Origin of the sequence: Paractinoplanes rhizophilus (assembly GCF_042664765.1) — a bacterium.
Classification (GTDB): Bacteria; Actinomycetota; Actinomycetes; order Mycobacteriales; family Micromonosporaceae; genus Actinoplanes; species Actinoplanes rhizophilus.
This window is the reverse complement of the sequence record NZ_JBHTBJ010000043.1, coordinates 23,189-44,656: the sequence shown is the minus strand read 5'-3', so window position 1 is coordinate 44,656 and position 21,468 is coordinate 23,189. Positions and strand designations below refer to the sequence as shown.

Below are 21,468 nucleotides of genomic sequence, written 5' to 3'. Positions count from 1 at the left end.
CCTATGATGGCCTGCGTCCTTGCGGAGGGGGTCCGTCGAAGGAGGAGGATTGCCGTAGTGACCAGCGCAGATGGCGCCAGCACGGAGGGTGTGCGGGTGAACCCGCAGCGACGTCGGTGGCGCAGTCGCGGCTATCTCGTCACGATGGGGACCGTCGTCGCGCTCGCGGGTGGGCTCGGGCTGACCGTGCTCGGGCTGGGCTCGGCCGATCAGGCGGTGGCCAGCTTCGACGCGGCGTCGTGGGTGTTCAGCCGGTCCAAGTCGGAGGTCGCGCGGATCAACGGCGTGACCGCCAAGGTGGACACCCGGGTGAACGTGCCGGACGCGCGCGGGCATCAGCTCGAGATCTCGCAGACCGACCGGTTCGTGATCCTGCGCGACGTGCAGACCGGGCGCATCGGGTCGATGGATCTCACCACGCTGCACCAGTTCTGGCTGGATTCCGGCAATCCGGGATTCGGCGTGCGCGTCGCCCTGCACGACGACGCGGCCTTCGTGGTCGACACCGTGCAGGGCAAGGTGCAGCAGATCGACCCGCGCACGCTGGGGCCGATCGGCGACGAGATGCGCTTCCCGCCGGGCATCACCGGCGGCGTCTTCGACGGCAAGGGCCGGCTGTGGATCGCGGCGCCGAGCGAGGGCACGATCACCGCGATCGCCCCGGCCTCGGGGTCGAAATCGCCAGATCAAGGGCCGCATATCGTACGGACGGAAGGCGTCGCCGCGGCCAGCCACGATCTCGCGCTCTCCACGCTGGACGACGGCGTCGCGGTGCTCGACCGCACCACCAACACGCTGGCGACCGTCCACGGTGACGCCGATCCGTCAACAGTGACGCTGCCGCTGGCCGGGCCGGGCTCGCTCGCCCCGCACACCGACGGCCGGTCGGTGCCGGTGACGGTGACCGACTCGCGGCACGTCTACGTGGTCGGCGACCAGGGCATGCGGGCCGACTTCGCGGTGCCGGGCACCGGCGCCGAGCTGCAGCCGGCGGTGGCCTGGCAGGGTTACTTCTACGTGGCCGACGACGCCGGCACCGTGCACGTCTTCGACGCGGCGGGCCGGCCGCAGAAGGACATCTCGTTCGACCGGCCGGGCGGCCCGCTCGAGCTCGAGGTCCGCGAGGGCTACCTGTTCATCAACGCGCCGAGCTCCTCGGTGGCGCAGGTGGTCGACGACGCGCACAAGGTGCGGGTGGTCGACAAGTACGCCGACGACGTGCTCGGCGGCGACCCGCCCAAGACGCCGCCGCCCGACACACCGCCCCCGCCGAAGCCGCGCAAGCCGGTCGCCGCCAAGCCGGGCGCGCCGCGCAACGTGCGCGCCGCCGCCGGCAACGCCGAGGCCCGGGTGACCTGGCAGGCCGCCGCGGACAACGGCGCGGCCATCACCCGGTACGTGGTGGCGGGCGCGGGCCGTACGTTCCAGGTCGGCGCCGACCAGCGGTCGCTGACCGTGACCGGGCTGACCAACGGCGAGACGTACGAGTTCGCCGTGCACGCGGTGAACAAGAAGGGCGACGGGCCGACCCGCACGAGCAACAGCGTGAAGCCGACGGCCGAGGTGCCCGACGCGCCGACCGCGGTCACCGCCGAGGCGAAGCCGGACGGCACGGTGGCGGTGAGCTGGCCCGCGGCCAACGGGCAGGGGCTGGCGATCAAGCGCTACACGGTGACGGCGATCTCCGAGGGCGGCAGCGCCCCGATCGGCGAGGCGACCGAGACGTCGCTGACGATTCCGGCGGGCCAGCTGGCGTACGGCAAGCAGTACGCATTCACGGTGGTGGCGGTCAACGAGCGCGGCGCCGGTTCCAAGGCGTCGCCGGTCAGCGGCAGCGTCGTGCCGTTCACCACGCCCGGCCGCCCCGACGACGTCCAGGCCGCCACCCTGGGCGACCAGGCCGGCGCGGTCGGGGTCACCTGGCAGGCCCCGGCCGACAACGGGCGCCCGATCACCAAGTACGTGGTGGCGGCCGGCGGCAAGACCGTCGAGCTCACCGACGGCAGCACCGCGGCGACGCTGACCGGCTTCGACAACGGGCAGACCGTCGCCGTGGAGGTCCGCGCGGTCAACGAGGCCGGGCCGGGCGAGGCCGGCACCGCCACGGCGAAGACGCTCTCCACGCCGAAGGCCACGATCACCGGCGTCAAGCCGACCGCGGTGTCGGCGACCGTCTCGTTCACGGTGGACGCGGGCGGCGGCACGGCGACCTGTTCGGTGAGCGCGTCCGGCGCCGGCTCGGCCTCCGGCAGCTGCAGCTCGCTGACCGTCACCAAGCTGACCGCCGGCACGGCGTACACGTTCACCGTGACCGCCAAGAACAAAGCCGGCAGCGTCACGACCACCGCCAAGGCCACCACCGACAACCTTGTCGGCACGGCCACCTGCAGGAACGGCCAGGACGGCGAAACCGCGACCTACTGTGACAAGGACGTCGCCGGCCGCAACGGCAACGAGATCTTCAGCACCACCCGGCAAGACAACGACAAGCAGGTCGGCTGGGCCAAGCCGGGCACCAAGCTGACGGCGTACTGCAAGAAGTCCGGCGAAGAGGTGTACGCCTACATCTACAACAACGAGAAGCGCAGCACCTGGTGGGTCCAGGTCAACTACTCCGGCAAGAACTACATCCCGTGGGCGTGGCTCAACCTCGAGGGCGGGGACGACATCAACGACCTGAAGACCTGCTGAGGATCGGCCCACGTGCGCACCGAACCCCTGCCGCCGCAGCACATCGAGGGCTTCGCCCGGGTCGCCGCGGCACTGGCCGACCGGATCGGCGCGGTGGTGCTCGGCAAGCCCGAGGTCGTGCGGCTGGCCATCACCGCGCTGTTCGCGCAGGGGCACGTCCTGCTCGAGGACGTGCCCGGCGTGGGCAAGACGACCCTCGCCCGGGCGCTCGCCGCGTCCATCCAGGGCCAGTGGCGGCGCATCCAGTTCACGCCCGACCTGCTGCCGTCCGACGTGGCCGGCGTGACCATCTTCAACCAGGCGAGCCGCGGCTTCGAGTTCCATCCGGGCCCCGTCTTCGCCAACATCGTGATCGCCGACGAGATCAACCGGGCCTCGCCGAAGACCCAGTCGGCGCTGCTCGAGGTGATGGAGGAGCGGCGGGTCACCGTGGACGGCGTGCCGCACCCGGTGCCCCAGCCGTTCCTGGTCGTGGCCACGCAGAACCCGGTCGAGATGGACGGCACGTACCGCCTGCCCGAGGCGCAGCTCGACCGCTTCCTGGTGAAGCTGTCGGTCGGCTACCCGAGCGAGGAGGTCGAGATCGAGGTCCTGCGGGGCGCCGCGATGCGGTCGCCCGACGCGCTCGAGCCGATCACCGACACGGCGATGATCGGCGAGATGGTGCGGATGGCGATGCATGTGCACATCGCCGACCCGCTGTACGGGTACGCGGTGCGCCTGGCCGCCGCAACCCGCAACCACCCACAGGTACGGGTCGGGGTCAGCCCGCGCGGGGTGATCGCGCTGACCCGGGCGGCGTGCGCCTACGCGCTGATCCAGGGACGCGGATACGTGCTGCCCGAGGACATGAAGGACCTGCTCGGCCCGGTCTTCGCGCACCGCGTGCTGCTGTCGGCCGACGCGCAGCTGCGCGGGGTGACGGCGGCCGAGGTGCTCGACGACGCGGTCCGGTCGGTGCCGGTCCCGCTGCCCGACGGCAACCGCGTCACGGCCGGGGCGTGACCGCCTCACACGGCGCACCCGCCGAGCCGCCCCGGCCCGGCTCGCCCAGCGCCGCACCAACGGGCGCGCCTCCCGCGTCGCGACCGGGCGCGCCCTCCGCCGAGCCGCCGCTGCCGGTCGGCAGCGCTCCGCCGACCGGCAGCGGCCCGGCGTCCGGCAGCGGCCGAGCAGCGGGCAGCGGACCGGCCACGATGCGACGGGGGCGTGCGGGGCGCGTGGCCGGCCTTGGCGGCATCAGCGCGCGGGGGATCGGTCTTCTGGTCGGGGCCGTGGTGCTGCTCTTCGTCGGGTTCCGTTATGGCTATCCCGACCTGGCGCTGCTGGGCGCGGTCGCGCTCGTGGCGCTCGTCTGCGGGGTGGGGTTCGCGCTGTGGCGGCCCCGGCTCGGCGTCGAGCGGGTCGCCGACCCCGACCGGGTGGCGCGCGGCGAACCGGCCCGGATGACGCTGACCGTGCGTAACACCAGCCGGGTGCGGGCGGCCAACCTCGTCGCGACCGATCGCTGCGGGCCGGCGACCGTGCCGGTCCCGCTGCTGCGCCTGCGGCCGGGGCACGACACCACGGTGGACTACCCGGTCCCGACGAGCCGGCGCGGCGTGGTGCCGATCGGGCCGCTCAAGGTGACCCGGGGCGATCCGCTCGGGTTGATCACGCTGGCCCGAACCTACGGCGGCACCGCGTCGGTCTGGGTGCATCCGCGGATTCACCTGCTGCGGGCCGTCCCGGCCGGGATCTCGCGCAGCCTCGACGGCCGGATCGACAAGGTTCCGCACGGCACCATCACGTTCGACTCGCTGCGCGAATACGTGGTCGGCGACGAGCTGCGGCGGGTGCACTGGCGCAGCTCGGCCAAGGTCGGCGAGCTCATGGTCCGCGAACAGCTCGATACCTCCGAGCCGACGATCGTGGTGCTGCTCGACGACCGGGCCGCGGCCCACCCCGAGCTGCGCGACGGCGTCGCCGACTCGTTCGAGGCGGCCTGCGAGGCGGCGGCCTCGATCGTGGCGGCCGCCGTGCGCGAGGATTTGCCGGTCTCGCTGCACCTGGTCACGTCGACGGCGACCGGGCCGTTCCTGGACGTGCTGACCGAGGCCACCCTGGGCGAGGCGGAGCTGGCGGCCACGTTGCGGCGGCTGCGCGCGCAACGGCTGGGGGACACGCTGGTCTTCCTGACCGGGCCGGGCGGGCGGCGGGACCTCGGGGCGGTCAGCGGGCTGCGCGGGCCCTATCCGGTCGTGCTCGCCGGGTTGTTCGGCGATCGGGACGCCGCGCCGGTCTCGAGCGGCGACGGCCTGATCGTCATCGAGGCCGAGAACGGAGTCGAGTTCGCGGCCGCCTGGGACGGAGTGCGCGGATGGTGAGGTGGGCGCGCTCGCTCGTGGTGGCCGCCGCGCTGGCCGGGATGATCGCGCTGGCCGGGCTGGTGCTGGGGCGGATCTACGCGGATTCGCTGCTCGTGGTGCTCGTCGGCGGCGCGGGGCTGGGGTCGGTCGGGCTGAGCGTCGCCGTCCGGCGGCTGCCCAACTGGGCGGTGGCCCCGATTTCGGCGGTGCTGCTGACCGCGTACACCATCGGGGTCTTGAAATGGGCCGCAGGCCGCGCCGAGATGACCGGTCCGCTCGTGCAGATCGCCCGCGACTCGCTCGGGAACGGGATTCCGCGGCTGCTCACCGCCATGATCCCGGTCGAGCCCACGCCGGACACCGTGGTCGTGCCGGTGATCGCGGCGTGGCTGGCGGGGCTCGCGGCGACCGAGGTGGCGGTGCGCGCGGGACGGGTGCTGCTCGGGCTCGTGCCGGTGACGGCGCTCTATGCCGGCGCGCTGTATGTGGTCGGGCCGAACGCTTCGACGGCCGGCGGGACCACGCTCGGGTTCGCCGGGCTGGCGATACTCGCGCTGGCGACGAGCAATCGGCCGGCCCGGGCCGAAGGGCCGACCAAGGTGCGGGGGAGCGCGGCAGCGGCGGGGCTGGTGGCGGTGCTGGCGTTCGCGGCGGCGATCGGGCCCTGGATCGGCGGCCAGGTCTCAGCGACGCCGGTCGACCCGCGCCGCTATGTGCAACCGCCGCAGGTGGACAGCCTGGACGAGAGCCCGCTCAACCGGATCTCGGGGTGGATGCTGGCGCCGGAGCAGCGGCTCCTGGAGGTGTCGCCGGTGCCGGGCCGCAAGCGGATCCGCCTGCGACTGGCGGTGATGCCCGACTACGACGGCATCACCTGGCGGGTGGGAGCGACCTATCGCAACGCCGGGCGGGTGCTTCCGCAGCAGCCGCGCCTCGCGGACGCGACCGTCGACACCGTACGTCAGCAGATCACGATCGACGGCCTGACCGGCCGGCTGCTCCCCGCCGTGCCCACACCGGCCGAGATCACCGGCGCGCGCGTGGCCTTCGACGCCGCGACCGGCACCGTGATCGCCCCCGCGCAGTTGGCGGCGGGCCTGCGCTACGACGTCGTCTCCGCGGAGCAGACCCCCGACCTCGACCTGCTGCCGGCGGCGGACGTGCCCTCCGGCGGCGCGGTGGCGCGCTACCTCACGGTCGGCGACAACGTGCCCGAGCCGATCCAGCGCCTCGCCGAGCAGCTCGCCGAGGGCAACGGCGCCGCCTACGACCGGGCCGCCGCCATCGAGGAGTTCCTGTCCGAGCACTACCGCAAGGTCGCCGACGCGCCGAGCGGTCACGCGTACCCGAATCTGTCCTTCTTCCTCTTCGGCCCTCGCGATCAGGGCGGCCAGGTGGGCACCTCCGAGCAGTTCGCGGCGTCCTTCGCCGTGCTCGCGCGGCTCACCGGCCTGCCCAGCCGCGTGGTCGTGGGCTTCGACGCGCCGGCCGCGGGTGGCGCCGTGACCGGCGGCGACGCGATCGCCTGGCCCGAGGTGCTGTTCGACGGGCTCGGCTGGGTGCCGTTCGACCCGATGCCGAAGAACAAGAATCCCCGCCCGGTCGAGGAGGACTTCACCCCGAAGCCCACCAAGCCTCCGTCCCCGCCCTCGGAGCCGCCGCCCTCCGTTGCGCCGTCCTCGTCCTCGGCGCCCCCGGCCGCGCTCGCCGCCGATCCCGGCAACGGTCCGGGCGCCGTCGTGGTGGCCGGGGGAGCGTCCGGCTCGGTGCTGCTGGTGCTGGTCGCGGCCGCCCTGGTCCTGCTGGCGATGCGGCGCTCGCTGCGCAACCGGCGGCTGTTCGAGGGCACGCCCGACGCCCGGATCGCCGGGGCGTGGGCGGAGCTGAGGGATGCCTTGCGCTTGGCGGGCCGGCCCATGCCGTCCCACCTCGCGGCGACCGAGGCTGCGGCGTACGCGGCCACGCCCGCACCCCCGAAACCGGGCCGCCTGCGCCGCGCCACGCCGGAGCCGGCGCCTATTTCTGGCCCGGCGCCTGCGTCTGGCCCGGCGCCTACTTCCGGCCCGGCGCCTATTTCTGGCCCGGCGCCCATGTCCGGCCCTGTTTCCACGCCGGACCCGGCTCTCGCGTCCGGCCGGGCGCCCACGGCCGAGCGGGCGCCGTCCGTCGCGGATCCACCGTTGCCGCCGCTCGACGAATTGGTCGCGGGGATCAACACGGTGGGGTTCGCACCCGGGGCGGCCGACGACGGGCAGGCCGCGCGGGCCGGGCGGCAGGCGGTCGAGTACGCCACCGCGCTGCGAGCCCGGCGGTCCTGGTGGCGGCGGATCTGGTGGAGCCTGCACCCGGGACCGCTGCGCTGGCATCGTGATTGATCGCGCTTCCGCTGCGCCTTTGCCGCGCCTCTGCTCGGGCCTTTGCCGCGCCTCTGCTCGGGCCCTCGCCGCGCCTTCGCCGCACCTTTGCTGGGCCCTCGCCGCACCGTTGCTGAGCCGCCGCCGATGGCACCGCTTCAGCGGCCCGTTCCTCCGCGACTAATTGCCTTGTCCGGCGCGGCGGCCACCCCTACCGTGGAGAACACCACCGGCCACCACGGTTCAGGAGACCTCCGATGATGACGCAGAGCCAGCAGCTCTCCTCGTCCCGCAAGCAGATCCGGAAACGGTAGCGCCGGCACGCTCTTCCCGCCGCCGCTCCCGATCCGGGGCCGGCGGCTTTCTTCTATGTGGTCCGGCTTTCATGTGGTCCGGCCGAATCCCTTGGCCGCCGCACGAGTCGCCGTAGCTCAGCCGGTTGGAGCGCCGCCCTGATAAGGCGGAGGCCGGTGGTTCGAACCCACCCGGCGACACGAGACACAACTGCATGGAGACGCCAGCCGATGGGCGCCGGCCGCGGTCCCGAAAACCGTTGGGGGTAACACCCGTGGGCGTTCGACTCGCCCCGTCTCCGCTGCGCGCCGCTAGCTCAATTGGCAGAGCTGCTGACTCTTAATCAGTAGGTTCGGGGTTCGACTCCCCGGCGGCGCACTTCCACGCCGGGTGGGCCGACGCGCGATTGCGGGAGCCAACGGTCAGCTGCCGTAGATGCGGGTCGGGGTGATGAGGACGGCTGCGCGGCCTTGTTCGCGCATGACGCGGTCGTACTCGTCCCAGTTGTCGTGGGTGCCGCCGGCAGCGGTGAAGATCTCGCGCAGCAGCAGGCGCAGCTCCTCGGCGTCGAGCTCGTCGGGGCCGGCGATCTCGGCCCGGCCCTCGACGGTCGCGTACTGCCAGCCGTTGCGGAACGCCACCGCCAGCTGCGGGCGGGCCCGGAGGTTGGCCAGCTTGACCTTGCCGTACGTGACGAAGGCCAGGCGGTCGCCGATGATGCCGGTGTTGACCAGCGAGGACTGGATGGTCTGGTCGGCGCGCAGGGTGGAGACGATGGCCAGGCCGTGGTCGGCCCGGCTCAGCTCCCACGCCGCGGAGAGGGTGATTGCCACGCCGCCAGCCTAGGGCCTCGGTCGAAGTCGGGGCCGGAACGCCGACTTCGACACGGACCGTAGATCGGGACCAAAGTCCCTGTCGGCGGGGACCGGGGCGGGCGACGCTGGGTTCGTGGACAAAACATCACTTACCGAGCTGGCGGAAAAGAGTCTCGCCGAGGCGCGTGACACGAACAGCGGGCGCAGCGCGCACACGGTGCACGGCGGGCATGCCAGCACGTTGCGCCAGACGGTGGTCGCGCTGGTGGGCGGGCGGCGGCTGGACGAGCACGAAAGCCCGGGCGAGGCGACGCTCTACGTGCTCGCGGGGCGGGTGCGGCTGACCTCGGGCGAGGACGGTCAGGAGGCGGGCGCCGGCGACCTGGTGGTGATCCCGGACGCGCGGCACGCGCTCGAGGCCCTCGAGGACAGCGTCGTGCTGCTGACGGTGGCCAAGCTGGCCTGAATCGAACTGCCCGGAGCCGAGCTGCCCCGGATCGAGCGGCCCTGGATCGAGCTGCCCTGATTAGGGTGATGGCGTGACCCCTTCGGAGGCCCTTCGAGGGGCGGAGGCGCTCGGGCCCTACTTCATGTGGGAGCAGTGGCAGGAGGACCGCGGGTGGCGGCCGCTGAGCGAGCTGCTTGATGCCGGCGTGGTGGCGGAGCGGGTCGAGGTGGCGCGGCAGGCGCTGGTGCGCAGGTCGGGGCTGAGCGCCGAGCAGATCGGCGCGCGGGAGGTCGCGTCGATCACCTTCCTCGGGTGGGCGTCGCGGCTGGTGTCGCCGTTGCTCGGGGCGGTGGCGATCAGCGGTGTGCTGCCGCGGGCCGAGATCGGGCACCTGTGGTGGCGGCCGGGGCCGGAAAGTCCGCTGCCGATCGCGTGTTCCGAAGCGACCGAGGGCGACTTCGACCTCGACGTCGTGGGGGCGCTGCTCGAGGTGGTGAGCGAGCGGTTCGCGCTGCCGGAGCACCTGCTCTGGGGAAATGTGGCGTCGGCGCTGGGCGGCGCCGCTGGGATGATCGCCGACTCGGCGCCCGAGCATGCCGCCGAAGCTGCGGCAATTGTGGAGCGGCTGTTGCGCCGGGCGCCGCTGAAGGACACCGCGGTGCTGGCGCAACCGGACCGCACGAGGGCGCGGTGGTTTCTGGTACGGCGGAACTGCTGCCTCTACTACCGGATCCCCGGCGCCGGCAAGTGCGGGGACTGCGTGCTGACGCCGGAGGCGCTCCGGCGTCAGCACTGGGACGGCGTCCTCAGAAGTCGTCGTCGAAGCTGACCGTGCCGGTCACGCCGACCTGGTAGGCGGAGACGCGGCGCTCGAAGAAGTTGGAAAGCTCCTGCACGTCCTGCAGTTCCATGAAGGCGAACGGGTTGGCCGAGCCGTACAGCGGCTCGATGCCCAGCACGGCCAGGCGGCGGTCGGCCACATGCTCGAGGTACGAGCGCATGTCGGCCAGGGACATGCCGGAGACGCCCTGCCCGAGCAGGTCGTCGGCGAACTGGACCTCGCAATCCACCGCCTCGGCGAGCATGTCGCGCACCTGGGCCTCCATGGCGGCGTCGAAGAGGCCGGGCTCCTCGGCGCGGACCTGCTCGACGACGTCGAACGCGAAGGCCATGTGCATCGACTCGTCGCGGAAGACCCAGTTGGTGCCGCTGGCCAGCCCGTTCAGCAGCCCCCGGGACCGCAGGAAGTACACGTACGCGAAGGCGCCGTAGAAGAACAGGCCCTCGATACACGCCGCGAAACAAATGAGGTTGAGCAGGAAAGCCCGCCGGTCTTCTTTCGTCCGCAGCTCGCGGAGCTCGAAGACGGAGTCGATCCACTTGAAGCAGAACTCGGCCTTGCGGGCGATCGACGGAATGTTCTCGACCGCGGCGAACGCCTCGTTGCGCGCGGTTTCCGAGGGGACGTAGGTGTCCAGCAGGTTGAGGTAGAACTGGACGTGCACGGCCTCCTCGAAAAGTTGCCGGGAAAGATAGAGCCGGCCCTCCGGCGAGTTGACGTGCTGATAGAGGTTGAGCACCAGGTTGTTGGCGACGATGGTGTCGCCGGTCGCGAAGAAGGCCACCAGCCGCGAGACCAGATGCCGCTCGGCGGGCGAGAGGCGGGACAGGTCGGCCAGATCGGAGTGCAGGTCGACCTCCTCCACGGTCCAGGTGTTCTTGATGGCGTCCTTGAAGCGGTCGAAGAAGTGCGGATACTTCATCGGCCGCAGGGTCAGGTCCATTCCGGGATCGAGCAGCATTATTGGCAGGCCTCGCAGGACTCGGGGTTTTCCAGGGAGCAGGCGAGCGCTTCGGCGTCCGCGGCGGTCTGCACCGGGATGACCGCAGCCGGGACGACCGCAGCCGGGGCGACCGCGACTGTCGCTTGCTGGATGCGCGTCGCCGGCCGCGAGCGCAGGTAGTAGGTGGTCTTCAGGCCGGACTTCCAGGCGTGCAGGTACATCGACGAAAGGCGGCCGATGGTCGGCGCGCTCAGGAACAGGTTCAGCGACTGCGACTGGTCGATGTAGGGGGCGCGGGCGGCCGCCAGGTCGATCAGGGCACGCTGCGGGAGTTCCCACGCGGTGCGGAAAATTTCGCGTACGTCCGCGGGCAGCTCCGCGATGCCTTGCACGGAACCTTCGGCGCGCTTGATCTGCTCCCGGATCGGCGCGGTCCACAGGTCTCGCGCCTTCAATTCGCGTACCAGATAGGTGTTGATCTGGAGAAACTCACCGGACATGGTTTCGCGTTTGAACAGGTTGGACACCTGCGGCTCGATGCATTCGTAGCAGCCGGCGATCGAGGCGATGGTCGCGGTGGGCGCGATCGCGATCAGCAGCGAGTTGCGCAGCCCGGTGGCCGCGACTTTCGCTTTGAGCTCGGCCCACCTTTCCGGCTGCGCCGGCTCGGCTCCCCAGAGGTCCGGGTGCAGGTCACCCTGGGCGGCGCGGGTTTTCTCGTACGCCGGGTGGGGCCCGAATGTCGCGGAAAGTTCGGCCGACGTTTCCAGGGCGGTGAGGAAAATTTCCTCCTGGACTCGCGTCGACAGCTGGCGGGCCTCGGCGGAGTCGAACGGCAGGCGCAGCGTGAAAAACGCGTCCTGCAGGCCCATCAGACCCAGGCCGACGGGACGCCAGCGCGGGTTGGAGGCGGCCGCCTGCCGCGACGGGTAGTAGTTGATGTCGATGACCCGGTCGAGGAAGACCACCGCGGTCCGGACCGTGGCCCGCAACTTTTCCCAGTCGACCCCGGACGGCGAGACGTGGGCGCCGAGGTTGATCGAGCCGAGGTTGCAGACCGCCGTCTCGTCGTCGCTGTTCACCTCGAGAATTTCCGTGCACAGGTTGGAAAGGTGAATGGTGGCGCCGGGCGCGCCGGTCTGGTTGGACAGCGCGTTGGAGCGGTCCTTGAACGTCATCCACCCGTTGCCGGTCTGCGCCAGGGTGCGCATCATCCGCCCGTACAGGTCACGGGCCTTGATGGTTTTGACGGCCTTCTTCTCGGCGTTGCGGTAGGCGAGGTCGAACTCCTCGCCGAACAGGTCGGGAAGCTCGGGGGCGTCGGAGGGGTCGATCAGCGACCAGTCCTCGTCGGCCTCGACCCGGCGCATGAACTCGTCGGGGATCCAGTTGGCCAGGTTCAGGTTGTGCGTGCGGCGCGACTCCTCGCCGGTGTTGTCGCGCAGCTCGAGAAACTCCTCGATGTCCGGGTGCCACGGCTCGAGATAGACGCACGCCGCGCCTTTCCGGCGGCCGCCCTGGTTGACCGCCGCGACCCCGGCGTCGAGCGTTTTGAGGAACGGGACGATGCCGTTGGACTTGCCGTTGGTCCCGCGGATCAGCGCGCCGCGGCCCCGGACGCGGGTCCACGAGATGCCGATGCCGCCGGAGAACTTGGAAAGTTTCGCGACCTGGTGGTACCGCTCGTAGATGGAGTCGAGCTCGTCTTTCGGCGAATCGACCAGGAAACACGACGACATCTGGGTGTGCCGGGTGCCGGAGTTGAACAGCGTCGGCGAGCTCGGCAGATAGGCCAGCGACGACATGAGCCGATAGAAGCCGATTGCCTCGGCCGGGGTCTCGGAGAGCCCGCAGGCCACCCGGAGCAGCCAGTACTGCGGGGTTTCCACCACGGTTCGCAACTGCGGGTGGCGCAGCAGGTAGCGGTCGGCGACGGTGCGCAGCCCGAAATACTCGAAACTTTTGTCGGCGGCGACGTCGATCGCGTCGTCGAGTTTCCGGGCGTTGCGGGATACGAATTCGGCGGTCGCGTCGCCGATCAGGCCCAGGTCGTGGCCGTAGCGGATGGATTGGCTGAAGCTGGCGACGCCTTGCAGGCGAACTTCCTTGTCGACGTACGCGGAAAGCAAGCGAGCCGCGAGCCGCGAGTATTGCGGCTCCTCGCCGATCAGCTCGGCGGCCGTCTGGATGGAGAGCTTGTCGAGCTCGGCAGTGGTGGCGCCGTCGTAGAGCCCGCTGATCGTCTTGGTGGCGACCCGCATCGGATCGACCTCGTCCAGGTCGGCCGCCCACCGCTCGACCGCCCGCACGATTTTGTTGACGTCGACCGGTTCCAGGTCGCCGTTGCGTTTCCGTACCCGCATGTCCGTCCCCCTCGTGGTGAGGACGCGCAGGGGGACGCCACCGACGTACGTCAAAGCCGGCTGATGGCGTCGGCCGTCCCGCGCGGCCTTCGACCGCCGCACGCCGGGCGGCATGCGGCGCGCTGGCAGGTCTTCGGACTCGTGGGCGTGCTGCACGCGCCTACCGGCCGTCGCTTCCCAGGCCCGGGCCCAGTGCTCGTGACGGCTTTCGTTCCCACTCACCGCTGCGGGGCAGTCCCGGATTTCCACCGGGTTCCCTCTTGCCTCGACGCTCCTCATCGGAGCGCCGAACCAGCTGCGGAAGACACCATATATGGGTACGGGGGTGCCAGTGCAACCCCACATGATGTGTCGGCGTGTCGCGTGACCGAGATCGCCACACGTGTGCCATGCTCGTGCATCCGGTGATCAGGGGAGGATGCACGGTGACCGACGACAGGCCTCCGCTCAGGGATTTGCCCCGCTTCGTGGAGTGGGTACGCGCCGGCTACGGATCAACGCTGGTCGACTCCCGGCGATCCGCCGAACAGCGGGCGCGTGAGTTGCTGAACCAGTCTGCCGGCACGATGACCCTGGATCAGGCGCTGGAGTTGGGGCGACTGTTCAACACGGGCGAGTGGGACGGCGTCACGCACTACAACCGGTTCAGCCCCGCATTCGTGGGTGCGACCATGAGCCGGGTCGTCGACCCGCTCGACGAATTCAACCAATGGACCGAGCGGCTGTGGCGGCGTCCGATCGACGAGTCGCTGACGTTCGTGGACCAGATCCTGAAGAACGCGCAGGCGTTCCCGGGCGCCGGCCGGTCCTATCCGACCATGCTGATGTACCTGCGCGATCCCGATCGGTACGTCATCTGGCTCCAGGTAACCCATCAGGCCCTGGTGGGGCTGGGCCGGCTCACGGAATCGCGGGGCCGCGGGGGTGGCGTCGGGCGATACCAGCGCTATTGCGATGCGGCGCACCAATTCGCGGCCGAATTCGGGCTGGCGCCGCAGGAGATCGACGCGGTGCTCACCGCGGTCGCCCGTGCGCAGGTCGCTCCGGCGGCGCCCGTGCTCATCCCGAAAACGAGAGCGCACCCGCTCACCGAGGTCGCGGAGAACACGCATCTGCCGCTCGACCAGCTGGAGGAATGGGTTGCCCTGCTCAAGGGCGGCAAGCGCCAGGCGCTGCTCTACGGGCCGCCCGGAACCGGCAAGACCTTCGTCGCCGAGGAACTCGGCCGGCACCTCGCGGGGGCCGACGGCAAGGTTGAGACGGTGCAATTCCACCCGTCCTTCTCCTACGAGGACTTCGTCGAAGGGCTGCGGCCGACGACGAACGCCGCTGGCACCATCGGATACCGGGTGCGGCCGGGAGTGTTCAAGCAATTTTGCGAGGACGCCAGGAAATCGGAGGCGACGCACGTCTTCATCATCGATGAGATCAATCGCGCCGAGCTCGGTGCGGTCCTCGGCGAGCTGATGCTTCTGCTCGAATACCGGGTCACCAAGTCGGTGCTGCTGCCGTACTCGCAGGAGCGGTTCTCGGTTCCTCATAACGTCGTAGTGCTGGCCACCATGAACACGGCCGATCGGAGTCTCGCGCTCGTCGACTTCGCGCTGCGCCGCCGGTTCCACGCGTTCCAGTTGCTTCCGAGCCGGGAGGTGCTGAGCGCGCATCTGGGGCAGGGCGAGTCGGCCGACCTGGTGCTGCGATTCTTCGATCTCGTCCAGCTGGCGGTGGACAACCCGGACTTCGCGCCGGGACATTCATACTGGATGGGCGACGACGCCACCGCGGCGGGACTGTTCCGGATCTGGCGTTACGAACTGCTGCCGTACCTGACGGAGTACTGGTTCGAGCATCGTTCCCGCCTGGACGACCTCACCACGAGCGTCACCAAGATGCTGGCCGAGGAAGCCTGATCGTGGAGGTGGTGGAGTATCGGCCGGCCCAATTGCGGCTGGCGGCCGCTGAGCTCGACTACCTGCTCGGGTTCGTGCGGGCAGCCTCCGGATCGCGGGTCCTGCGGAGCATCACGCCGACGCGGGAGCCGGGCGTCTTCGAGGTCACGCCGGGGTCCTTCGTCGGTCGGCTGGGCCTGCCCTCGGGCCGCTGGATCGACTTCCTCAGCCGGTTTCCGCTGAGCGACGTCGTCCAGCTGATCCGGCAGTCGGGCCGCCGGCCGGTACTCGCCGGCACACTGCCCGCCGACGCCGTCGCGCGCAACTTTCTCATCGACGCCATTGCTCTCGCGTACACCCGTGAGGTCGAGCACCTGATCGGCCGAGGCCTGGTCAAGGGGTACGAGCCCAGGCGCTACGCCTGGCCGCCCTATCCCGGCCGGCTCGATGTCGCGCACCATGTCAGCAAGCTGGCCGCTCGCCCGGACCGGCTCGCCACCGTCGCCCGGCGGCTGACGGTCGACATCCGGGAGAACCGGGCGCTCGCCGCGGCCCTGGACGTGCTTGCCCGCGTCCCGCTCGGCCGCAACGCCGCGGTGCGAGTCGCAGCGCTCGGGCCGGCTTTCCACCGGGTTTCGCGCACATCGTGGCGGGCCGACGACGTCGGGCGGATCCGTCTGACGAACCTGACGGTGCCTTACCGGCAGGCGCTCGCGCTCGCCGAGACCATCCTGCGGTCGCAGTCGCTGGCACCCACATCGGCGGGACTCGCCGGTGGCTCGCTGCTCTTCCACATGCCGAAGGTCTGGGAAACCTATGTGGCCCAATGGCTGCGGCGGACGTGGCCGCAGCACGACGTGCGCGCACCCTACTCCTTCGCGCTGACGAAGGACGGGCAGACGGCGGAAGCCGACGCGACGGTCTGGGCCGGGAACCGGCTCGTCGCGCTCTACGACGCCAAGTACAAGTGGCCCGACCACGCGCCGGACCGCGCCGACGTCTACCAGATGGTCACCTACTGCGAGCGACTCGGACTGCCCGAGTGCACGCTGGTCTATCCGGTGGAGGCGGCGCGGCCGGCCGTTACCGTCGGGTCGCGGACGGTTCACGTGCTCGGGCTGATGCCGAGCCTGGACAAGGACGTCGTCAGCGGCTGATTTCGCGGAGCCGGGCGTGCACGCCCTCGTACGCGCGCACCCCGCCGAGAAATTTCTTCTGGACTTTCGCCAGCATCGTGTAGTTGGGGTCGCAGACGTTGCCGACCGGGGCGGTGCCGGCCTGGCTGATCAGCTGGTAGGCGTCGAGGGTGTCGAGGCCGGTCATCTCCGCGGTCCAGGTGATCAGGTCGTGCTGGCTCATCCGAAAGGCGTCCTCGAGCGGGCGGGCCGAGCCTGCCGACATCAGGCAGTCGTCGGTCTCGAAGCGCGGGGTCGGGGTGGCGGCGCCCTTGATGACGTCGAAGACGACGACCGTGTTCATGGCGGCCTCGACGGCGGTGCCGCAGACCTCGCCGTCGCCCTGGCGGCAATGGCCGTCGCCCAGCGCGAAAAGGGCGCCGGGCACGTTGACGCCGAAATAGGCGGTGGTGCCGGCGCGCAGTTCCGGCGTGTCCATGTTTCCGCCGTGCACGTCGGGGACGATCGTCATCCGCGACTCGAACGCGGCCGGCGCCACTCCCGCCGTACCGTGCATGGGGTCCAGCGGAAGCTCCATGCTGAAGTCGCCTCGCCGGGCGTGATAGCGCACCAAGCCGGCGTCGACGTCCACGTCGTAGCGCCAGACAACCTCGTCGAGCGGCGGATGCAAAGTTGCCGTGGTGTGCGTGCCGGTGAGCGCGCCGAAATGCGGAAATGTCGACGAAACAGCCCAGTCCCGGGCGGGCGTGATGGAGACGAAATGCACCGCGAGGGTGTCGCCGGGCTCCGCGCCCTCGACGTGGAACGGCCCGGTCACCGGGTTGAGATAGGGAAACTCGCAGACCACCGAGGGAAGGTCGTCGACGTCCCGGACAAGGCCGCCGAAACAGTCCTCGGTGTAGAGCTCCAGCACGGTGCCGGGCTTGACGCTCAGCACCGGCGAACGGCCACCGAATGTATGTGACAGCTCAGAACTGTCAGGTGTGTACTTCACGACTCGCCCCCTTGCGAGAGGCCGGCGAGCGAAGGGCGCCGGCCGCTGACGTAGAACGAGATCAGCACCAGCACGCCGATGGCCAGCCAGATGAAACCGAGCGTCTGCGCGGCGATGTTCGCGTTGATGACGACATAGAGCAGGATCAGAAAACCGATCACGGGTACGGCCAGGTGCCGGAGCCAATCGCGGCTGTGTTGCCGCACCACATAGTGCACCACCACGGCGACGTGCAGCGCCAGGAAAGCGGTCATCGCGCCGAAGTTGACGAGCGTGGAAAGCAGCGAGATGCCGTCGTCGCGGCTGGCCATGTAAAGTCCCAGCGCCAGCGAAACCGCGGCAACGAGCAACGTGGCGTTGGCGGGAACCTTGTGGCGCTCGTTGACTTTCGCGAGGAAGCGGGGCATCTGCCGGTCGCGGGCCATCGCGTAGAGCAGCCGGCTGGTGGCCGCCTGCGCGACCAGCGAGTTGGCGAAACCCCAGGCGATCGCGGTGGCCAAGGCGGTCAGGTTGGCCAGCCAGCCGCCGCCGGCCACCCGCGCCGCGTCATAGAAGGCCGTACCCTCCGGGTCGCCGTTCTCCAGCAGGCCGGGAGCATCGGGCACGAGCAGAGCGGCCACCCAGGTCTGCACGATGAACAGGGTGCCCGCCAGCAGAAGGGCGCCCACCATCGCGCGGCCGATCTGGTGCGCCTCCGCCCGGCTCTCCTCGGCCAGCATCGAGATGCCGTCGAAGCCGAGGAAGCTCAGAACCGCGATGGAGACCGCCCCGAACACGACCGACCACTCGAAAGTGTCGGCGTTGAACAGCGGACTCCAGGCGTTGCCGACGCTGACCTTGCCGGAGAACAGCGCCCCGAGACCCACCACCAGGAAGATCGCGAGGACGATCAGCTCGGCCACCAGCATGATCTTGTTGACCCGGGCGGTCATCTGGATGCCCAGATAGTTGACCACCGTGTTGAGCAGGACGAACGCGACCAGCTACAGCCAGACCGGGATCCCGGGCACCAGCGAGTGCATGGCCACGCTGGCGACCAGGTAGAGCAGGCCGGGGACCAGCACGTAGTCGAGCAGGATCACCCAGCCCGCCAGGAAACCGACGGGCGGCGCGATGCCGCGCCCCGCGTAGCTGTAGACCGACCCGGCCATCGGAAAGGCACGGACCATCTGGGCGTAGGAGAGCGCCGTGAACATCATGGCGACCATGCCGATCACGTACGCGAGGGCGACCATCCCGCCGGAGCCGCTGTAGACGCTCCCGAAGATCCCGAACGGCGCGATCGGCACCATGAAGATCAGACCGTAGATCAGCAGGTCGGTGAAGCTCAGCGATCGGCTGAGCTCCTGCCTGTAACCGAACTGCTCAAGCTCCGTCACGGTGTGAAGATTATTGCAAATGTGTCGATGGGTCACGCGTCACGAAGGCCGTTGACTCTTGAGGGATTTCGATGTTTGGATCCGTTCAGGAGGTGTGCGATGATGTTTGCACGAGTGGGAATGGTTGCTGCCCTGGTGGCGGGGTTCCTGGGAGTACCGGGTGCGTCGGCCGCGCCGAGCGCGTCGATCCTGAACCACGACGCACTGCTCGGGGACACGCCGGACAAGGCATGGTACGAGGCGAACATCCCGTTCGTGGACGTGCCGGACACGGCCATCCGCGACACCTACTACTACCGGTGGCGCACCTTCAAGGAGGCGCTGAAATACACCGGGCCGGCCGACGGCTGGATCGTGTCGGAGTTCCTCGGGCCGGTCGGCTACTCGGCGCCGTTCGGCGGGATCGACGCGGCCGCCGGGCATCACATCTACGAGGGCCGGTGGCTGCGCGACCAGCGCTATCTCGACGACTACCTGGACTACTGGCTGACCGGATCGGGGTCGGGCGCGAAGCCGGCCACCGAGGAGCTGAACAAGAACACCACCGACTGGGCGCATCAGTATTCGTTCTGGGCGGTGGACGCGGCGGTGGCGCGGGCCTCGGTCAGCGGGGACTGGAAGTTTCTCACCGATCGCCTGTCCGCGCTGCGCAAGCAGTACGAGGGATGGAAGGCCAGCTACTTCGACGGCGCGAAGGGGCTGTACTGGCAGACGCCGGTGTGGGACGCGATGGAGTTCACCGCGAGCTCCTATCAGAGCCCGGACCCCTATCACGGCGGCGACGGCTACCGGCCGACGATCAACGCTTATCAGTACGGCGACGCCCGAGCGCTGGCGGTGGTCGCCAGTAAGGCCGGATCAACTTCCGTGGCGGCGCAGTATGACGCCGAAGCCGCCCGGCTGCGTTCCGCCACGGAGAAGGCGCTCTGGAAGGGCGATTTCTACCAGCACGTGATGCGCGACGGTCGCGTCATCGCCGACCGGGAGGAGATCGGCTTCGTGCCGTGGTATTTCCACATGCCACCGGCCTCGGATGCGGTCGCCTGGGCGCAACTGACCGACCCGCAGGGTTTCGCGGCGCCGTACGGGCCGACCACCACCGAGCGGCGCAGCCCGTGGTTCATGCACGACGCGCTGAACGGCTGCTGCCGCTGGGACGGGCCGTCCTGGCCGTTCGCGACGAGCCAGACGCTGACGGCGCTGGCCAATCAGCTCCTCGATTACCCGGCGCAGAGTTATGTCGGCGTCGGCGATTACGTGAATCTGTTGCACGGGTACGCCCTGACCCAACGCAAGAACGGCCGGCCGTACGTCGCCGAGGCGCACCACCCCGACGAGGATCGCTGGATCTACGACGCCGCCGGGCACAGCGAGGACTACAACCACTCGACGTTCACCGACTTGGTTCTCTCCGGGCTGCTGGGAATTCGTCCCCAGGCCGGGGACTCGATCCGGATCGCGCCGCTGGTGCCCGCGGACTGGTCGCATTTCGCCGTGGAGAACCTCGCGTATCACGGCCACGACCTCTCGATTCGCTGGGATCGCGACGGCAGCGCGTACGGGAAGGGCAGTGGTTTTCAGGTTTTGATCGACGGCGTCGTGAAGGTCCATCGCGCGACGCTCGGCGATGTCACGGTGCCGGTGTCGTTCGTCGACCGCGGTACGCAGCCGGTGCTCGTCGACGACGCGGCGAACGTGACCGAGACCGGGTATCCGCTCGCGACCGCCTCCTACACCTGGCCCGGCGACAGCGCGGCCAACGCGATCGACGGGCAGGACTTCCACCTGGACGTGCCGTCGACGCGGTGGACGAGCTACGGATCGCCGAATCGCAGCGACTGGCTCGCGGTCGATTTCGGGGCGGCGACGGCGGTGTCCGACGTGCGGATCGATTTCTACGACGACGGCGGCGGGGTGCGGGTGCCGGACTCGTACGCGTTGCAGTACCAGGACGCGTCCGGGGCCTGGCTCGAGGTGCCGGGCCAGACGCGCGACCCGGCCACGCCGGTGGCCCGCGCCATCAATCGGATCCGGATCTCGCCCCCGCTCACGACCGACCGGCTGCGGGTGGTGATGTCGCGGGCCGACGGGGGAGCGGTGGGAATCACCGCCTTGCAGTCCTGGCGGCAGCCGGATCCGCGGGTGTCGGCCGGCTTCACGGTGCCGAGCCTCGCCGTCGACGCCGGCGAGACGGCCACGGTGCGGGCCCGCACGACCGGGCCGGTCACCCGGACAAGCCTGCAGGTGCCGCGCGGGTGGGCCGCCCGGCAGACCGGCCCGTGCACGTGGCAGGTGTCGCTCCCGGCCGGCGCGGATCCCACCGCCGGCCTGCCGATCCGGCTGCTGGCCTGGTCGCGCGACGGGGTGACGAGCGCGCTGCTGCCCACCGGCTACCAGTTCGACCCGGCCGACTACCCGGCGGTGACCTGGGACGACGACTTCTCCACCGACCGGCTGGCGGCGTACCGGATCGACCACCCGGTGGCCGAGCCGTCCCCGCGCCTCGCGGTCGGCAACGGTGTCCTGACCGCGTCCGCCGACGCCCGCGCCTTCGCCCTGCTCGCGGCCCCCGCCTCCGGCGCGGCGGTGATCGTCGAGCCGGCCCACTTCTCCGGCGCGTCGCCCGAGGACAGCCTGTTCCTCGGTTTCTCGGGCGGCGACCGGGACAACGCGCTGGCCTGGTACAACAACCACTTCGGCACATCGGGCGCGGACGTCCAGGTGAACGGGGTCTCGCAGCCGGCATCCACCGGCGGCTGCTGCGCCGCGGTCCGCTGGTCGCCGGATGATCGATTCGCCGTGCTGTCCCGGTGGGGCAAGCTGACGACCTGGGCCGAACACGACGGGAAGTGGGCGCTGATCCACACCGCGCCGGTCGCCGCGCCGGGACAGCCGGCGTTCGGATTGCGGCTGGACGGCGGGTCGATCGCCCTCGACCGGGTCACCGTCCGCGGTCGGTGACCCGCTTGCCCG

General features: G+C 70.4%; 13 protein-coding genes, 2 tRNA genes, 1 pseudogene and 1 riboswitch. Of the genes and pseudogenes, 11 read left to right on the top strand and 5 right to left on the bottom strand.

Going from position 1 to position 21,468, the window contains the following annotated elements:
• The first annotated feature begins 144 nt into the window (after positions 1-144).
• The 6 genes from ACFQS1_RS34505 (at position 145) to ACFQS1_RS34480 (ending at position 8,065) form a co-directional block, all read left to right on the top strand.
• The gene (locus tag ACFQS1_RS34505) at positions 145-2,691 is read left to right on the top strand and encodes a fibronectin type III domain-containing protein (protein ID WP_378976223.1); all 2,547 of its coding nucleotides are present in this window, start codon (positions 145-147) and stop codon (positions 2,689-2,691) included.
• A 12-nt stretch (positions 2,692-2,703) separates the two neighbouring features.
• Positions 2,704-3,696 (top strand): AAA family ATPase, encoded by a 993-nt coding sequence (locus ACFQS1_RS34500; RefSeq protein WP_378976211.1) that lies wholly within the window; start codon positions 2,704-2,706, stop codon positions 3,694-3,696.
• A 215-nt stretch (positions 3,697-3,911) separates the two neighbouring features.
• Positions 3,912-5,057, top strand: a complete 1,146-nt coding sequence (locus ACFQS1_RS34495; protein WP_378976210.1) for a DUF58 domain-containing protein — start codon at positions 3,912-3,914, stop codon at positions 5,055-5,057.
• Positions 5,051-7,414: a transglutaminase TgpA family protein gene (locus ACFQS1_RS34490; protein ID WP_378976209.1), complete on the top strand. Its 2,364-nt coding sequence runs from the start codon at positions 5,051-5,053 to the stop codon at positions 7,412-7,414. The genes ACFQS1_RS34495 and ACFQS1_RS34490 overlap by 7 nt, the downstream gene beginning before the upstream one ends.
• Positions 7,415-7,813: 399 nt before the next feature.
• A tRNA-Ile gene (locus tag ACFQS1_RS34485) sits at positions 7,814-7,887 on the top strand.
• A 105-nt stretch (positions 7,888-7,992) separates the two neighbouring features.
• Positions 7,993-8,065: transfer RNA gene (locus tag ACFQS1_RS34480), tRNA-Lys, on the top strand.
• A 44-nt stretch (positions 8,066-8,109) separates the two neighbouring features.
• On the opposite strand, the gene ACFQS1_RS34475 is transcribed toward ACFQS1_RS34480, so the two are convergent.
• On the bottom strand, positions 8,110-8,520 hold the full coding sequence (locus ACFQS1_RS34475; protein ID WP_378976208.1) for a TIGR03618 family F420-dependent PPOX class oxidoreductase: 411 nt from the start codon (positions 8,518-8,520) through the stop codon (positions 8,110-8,112).
• Between the two features lie 115 nt (positions 8,521-8,635).
• Here ACFQS1_RS34475 and ACFQS1_RS34470 point away from each other — a divergent pair, with 115 nt between their 5' ends.
• Both ACFQS1_RS34470 and ACFQS1_RS34465 read left to right on the top strand, forming a co-directional pair.
• Positions 8,636-8,968, top strand: a complete 333-nt coding sequence (locus ACFQS1_RS34470; RefSeq protein ID WP_378976207.1) for a cupin domain-containing protein — start codon at positions 8,636-8,638, stop codon at positions 8,966-8,968.
• A gap of 73 nt (positions 8,969-9,041) precedes the next feature.
• Positions 9,042-9,779, top strand: a complete 738-nt coding sequence (locus tag ACFQS1_RS34465) for a (2Fe-2S)-binding protein (RefSeq protein ID WP_378976206.1) — start codon at positions 9,042-9,044, stop codon at positions 9,777-9,779.
• Here ACFQS1_RS34465 and ACFQS1_RS34460 read toward each other — a convergent pair.
• Both ACFQS1_RS34460 and ACFQS1_RS34455 read right to left on the bottom strand, forming a co-directional pair.
• Positions 9,757-10,752 carry a ribonucleotide-diphosphate reductase subunit beta gene (locus tag ACFQS1_RS34460; RefSeq protein ID WP_378976205.1) on the bottom strand — a complete coding sequence of 332 codons (996 nt, stop codon included), beginning with the start codon at positions 10,750-10,752 and terminating at the stop codon, positions 9,757-9,759. The genes ACFQS1_RS34465 and ACFQS1_RS34460 overlap by 23 nt on opposite strands.
• On the bottom strand, positions 10,752-13,097 hold the full coding sequence (locus ACFQS1_RS34455; protein ID WP_378976204.1) for a ribonucleoside-diphosphate reductase subunit alpha: 2,346 nt from the start codon (positions 13,095-13,097) through the stop codon (positions 10,752-10,754). The genes ACFQS1_RS34460 and ACFQS1_RS34455 overlap by 1 nt, the downstream gene beginning before the upstream one ends.
• A gap of 107 nt (positions 13,098-13,204) precedes the next feature.
• Positions 13,205-13,408: riboswitch (cobalamin riboswitch) on the bottom strand.
• Between the two features lie 114 nt (positions 13,409-13,522).
• Between ACFQS1_RS34455 and ACFQS1_RS34450 the strand changes: the two genes are divergently transcribed.
• Both ACFQS1_RS34450 and ACFQS1_RS34445 read left to right on the top strand, forming a co-directional pair.
• The gene (locus ACFQS1_RS34450; RefSeq protein ID WP_378976203.1) at positions 13,523-15,007 is read left to right on the top strand and encodes an McrB family protein; all 1,485 of its coding nucleotides are present in this window, start codon (positions 13,523-13,525) and stop codon (positions 15,005-15,007) included.
• Positions 15,008-15,009: 2 nt separating this feature from the next.
• Positions 15,010-16,143, top strand: a complete 1,134-nt coding sequence (locus tag ACFQS1_RS34445) for a 5-methylcytosine restriction system specificity protein McrC (RefSeq protein ID WP_378976202.1) — start codon at positions 15,010-15,012, stop codon at positions 16,141-16,143.
• Here ACFQS1_RS34445 and ACFQS1_RS34440 read toward each other — a convergent pair.
• Both ACFQS1_RS34440 and ACFQS1_RS34435 read right to left on the bottom strand, forming a co-directional pair.
• Positions 16,133-17,116, bottom strand: a complete 984-nt coding sequence (locus ACFQS1_RS34440; RefSeq protein WP_378976201.1) for an acetamidase/formamidase family protein — start codon at positions 17,114-17,116, stop codon at positions 16,133-16,135. The genes ACFQS1_RS34445 and ACFQS1_RS34440 overlap by 11 nt on opposite strands.
• Positions 17,113-18,495: pseudogene (locus tag ACFQS1_RS34435) on the bottom strand (APC family permease). Before ACFQS1_RS34435 ends, ACFQS1_RS34440 begins: the two are co-directional and overlap by 4 nt.
• Before the next feature lie 120 nt (positions 18,496-18,615).
• Between ACFQS1_RS34435 and ACFQS1_RS34430 the strand changes: the two are divergent.
• Positions 18,616-21,456, top strand: a complete 2,841-nt coding sequence (locus ACFQS1_RS34430; protein WP_378976222.1) for an MGH1-like glycoside hydrolase domain-containing protein — start codon at positions 18,616-18,618, stop codon at positions 21,454-21,456.
• Positions 21,457-21,468 lie beyond the last annotated feature (12 nt).

Coding starts and splice junctions, on each gene's coding strand:
- ACFQS1_RS34455 (WP_378976204.1), bottom strand. CDS start 13,097: ATGCGGGTACGGAAACGCAACGGCGACCTGGAACCGGTCGACGTCAAC.
- ACFQS1_RS34460 (WP_378976205.1), bottom strand. CDS start 10,752: ATGCTGCTCGATCCCGGAATGGACCTGACCCTGCGGCCGATGAAGTAT.
- ACFQS1_RS34490 (WP_378976209.1), top strand. CDS start 5,051: ATGGTGAGGTGGGCGCGCTCGCTCGTGGTGGCCGCCGCGCTGGCCGGG.
- ACFQS1_RS34430 (WP_378976222.1), top strand. CDS start 18,616: ATGGTTGCTGCCCTGGTGGCGGGGTTCCTGGGAGTACCGGGTGCGTCG.
- ACFQS1_RS34505 (WP_378976223.1), top strand. CDS start 145: ATGGGGACCGTCGTCGCGCTCGCGGGTGGGCTCGGGCTGACCGTGCTC.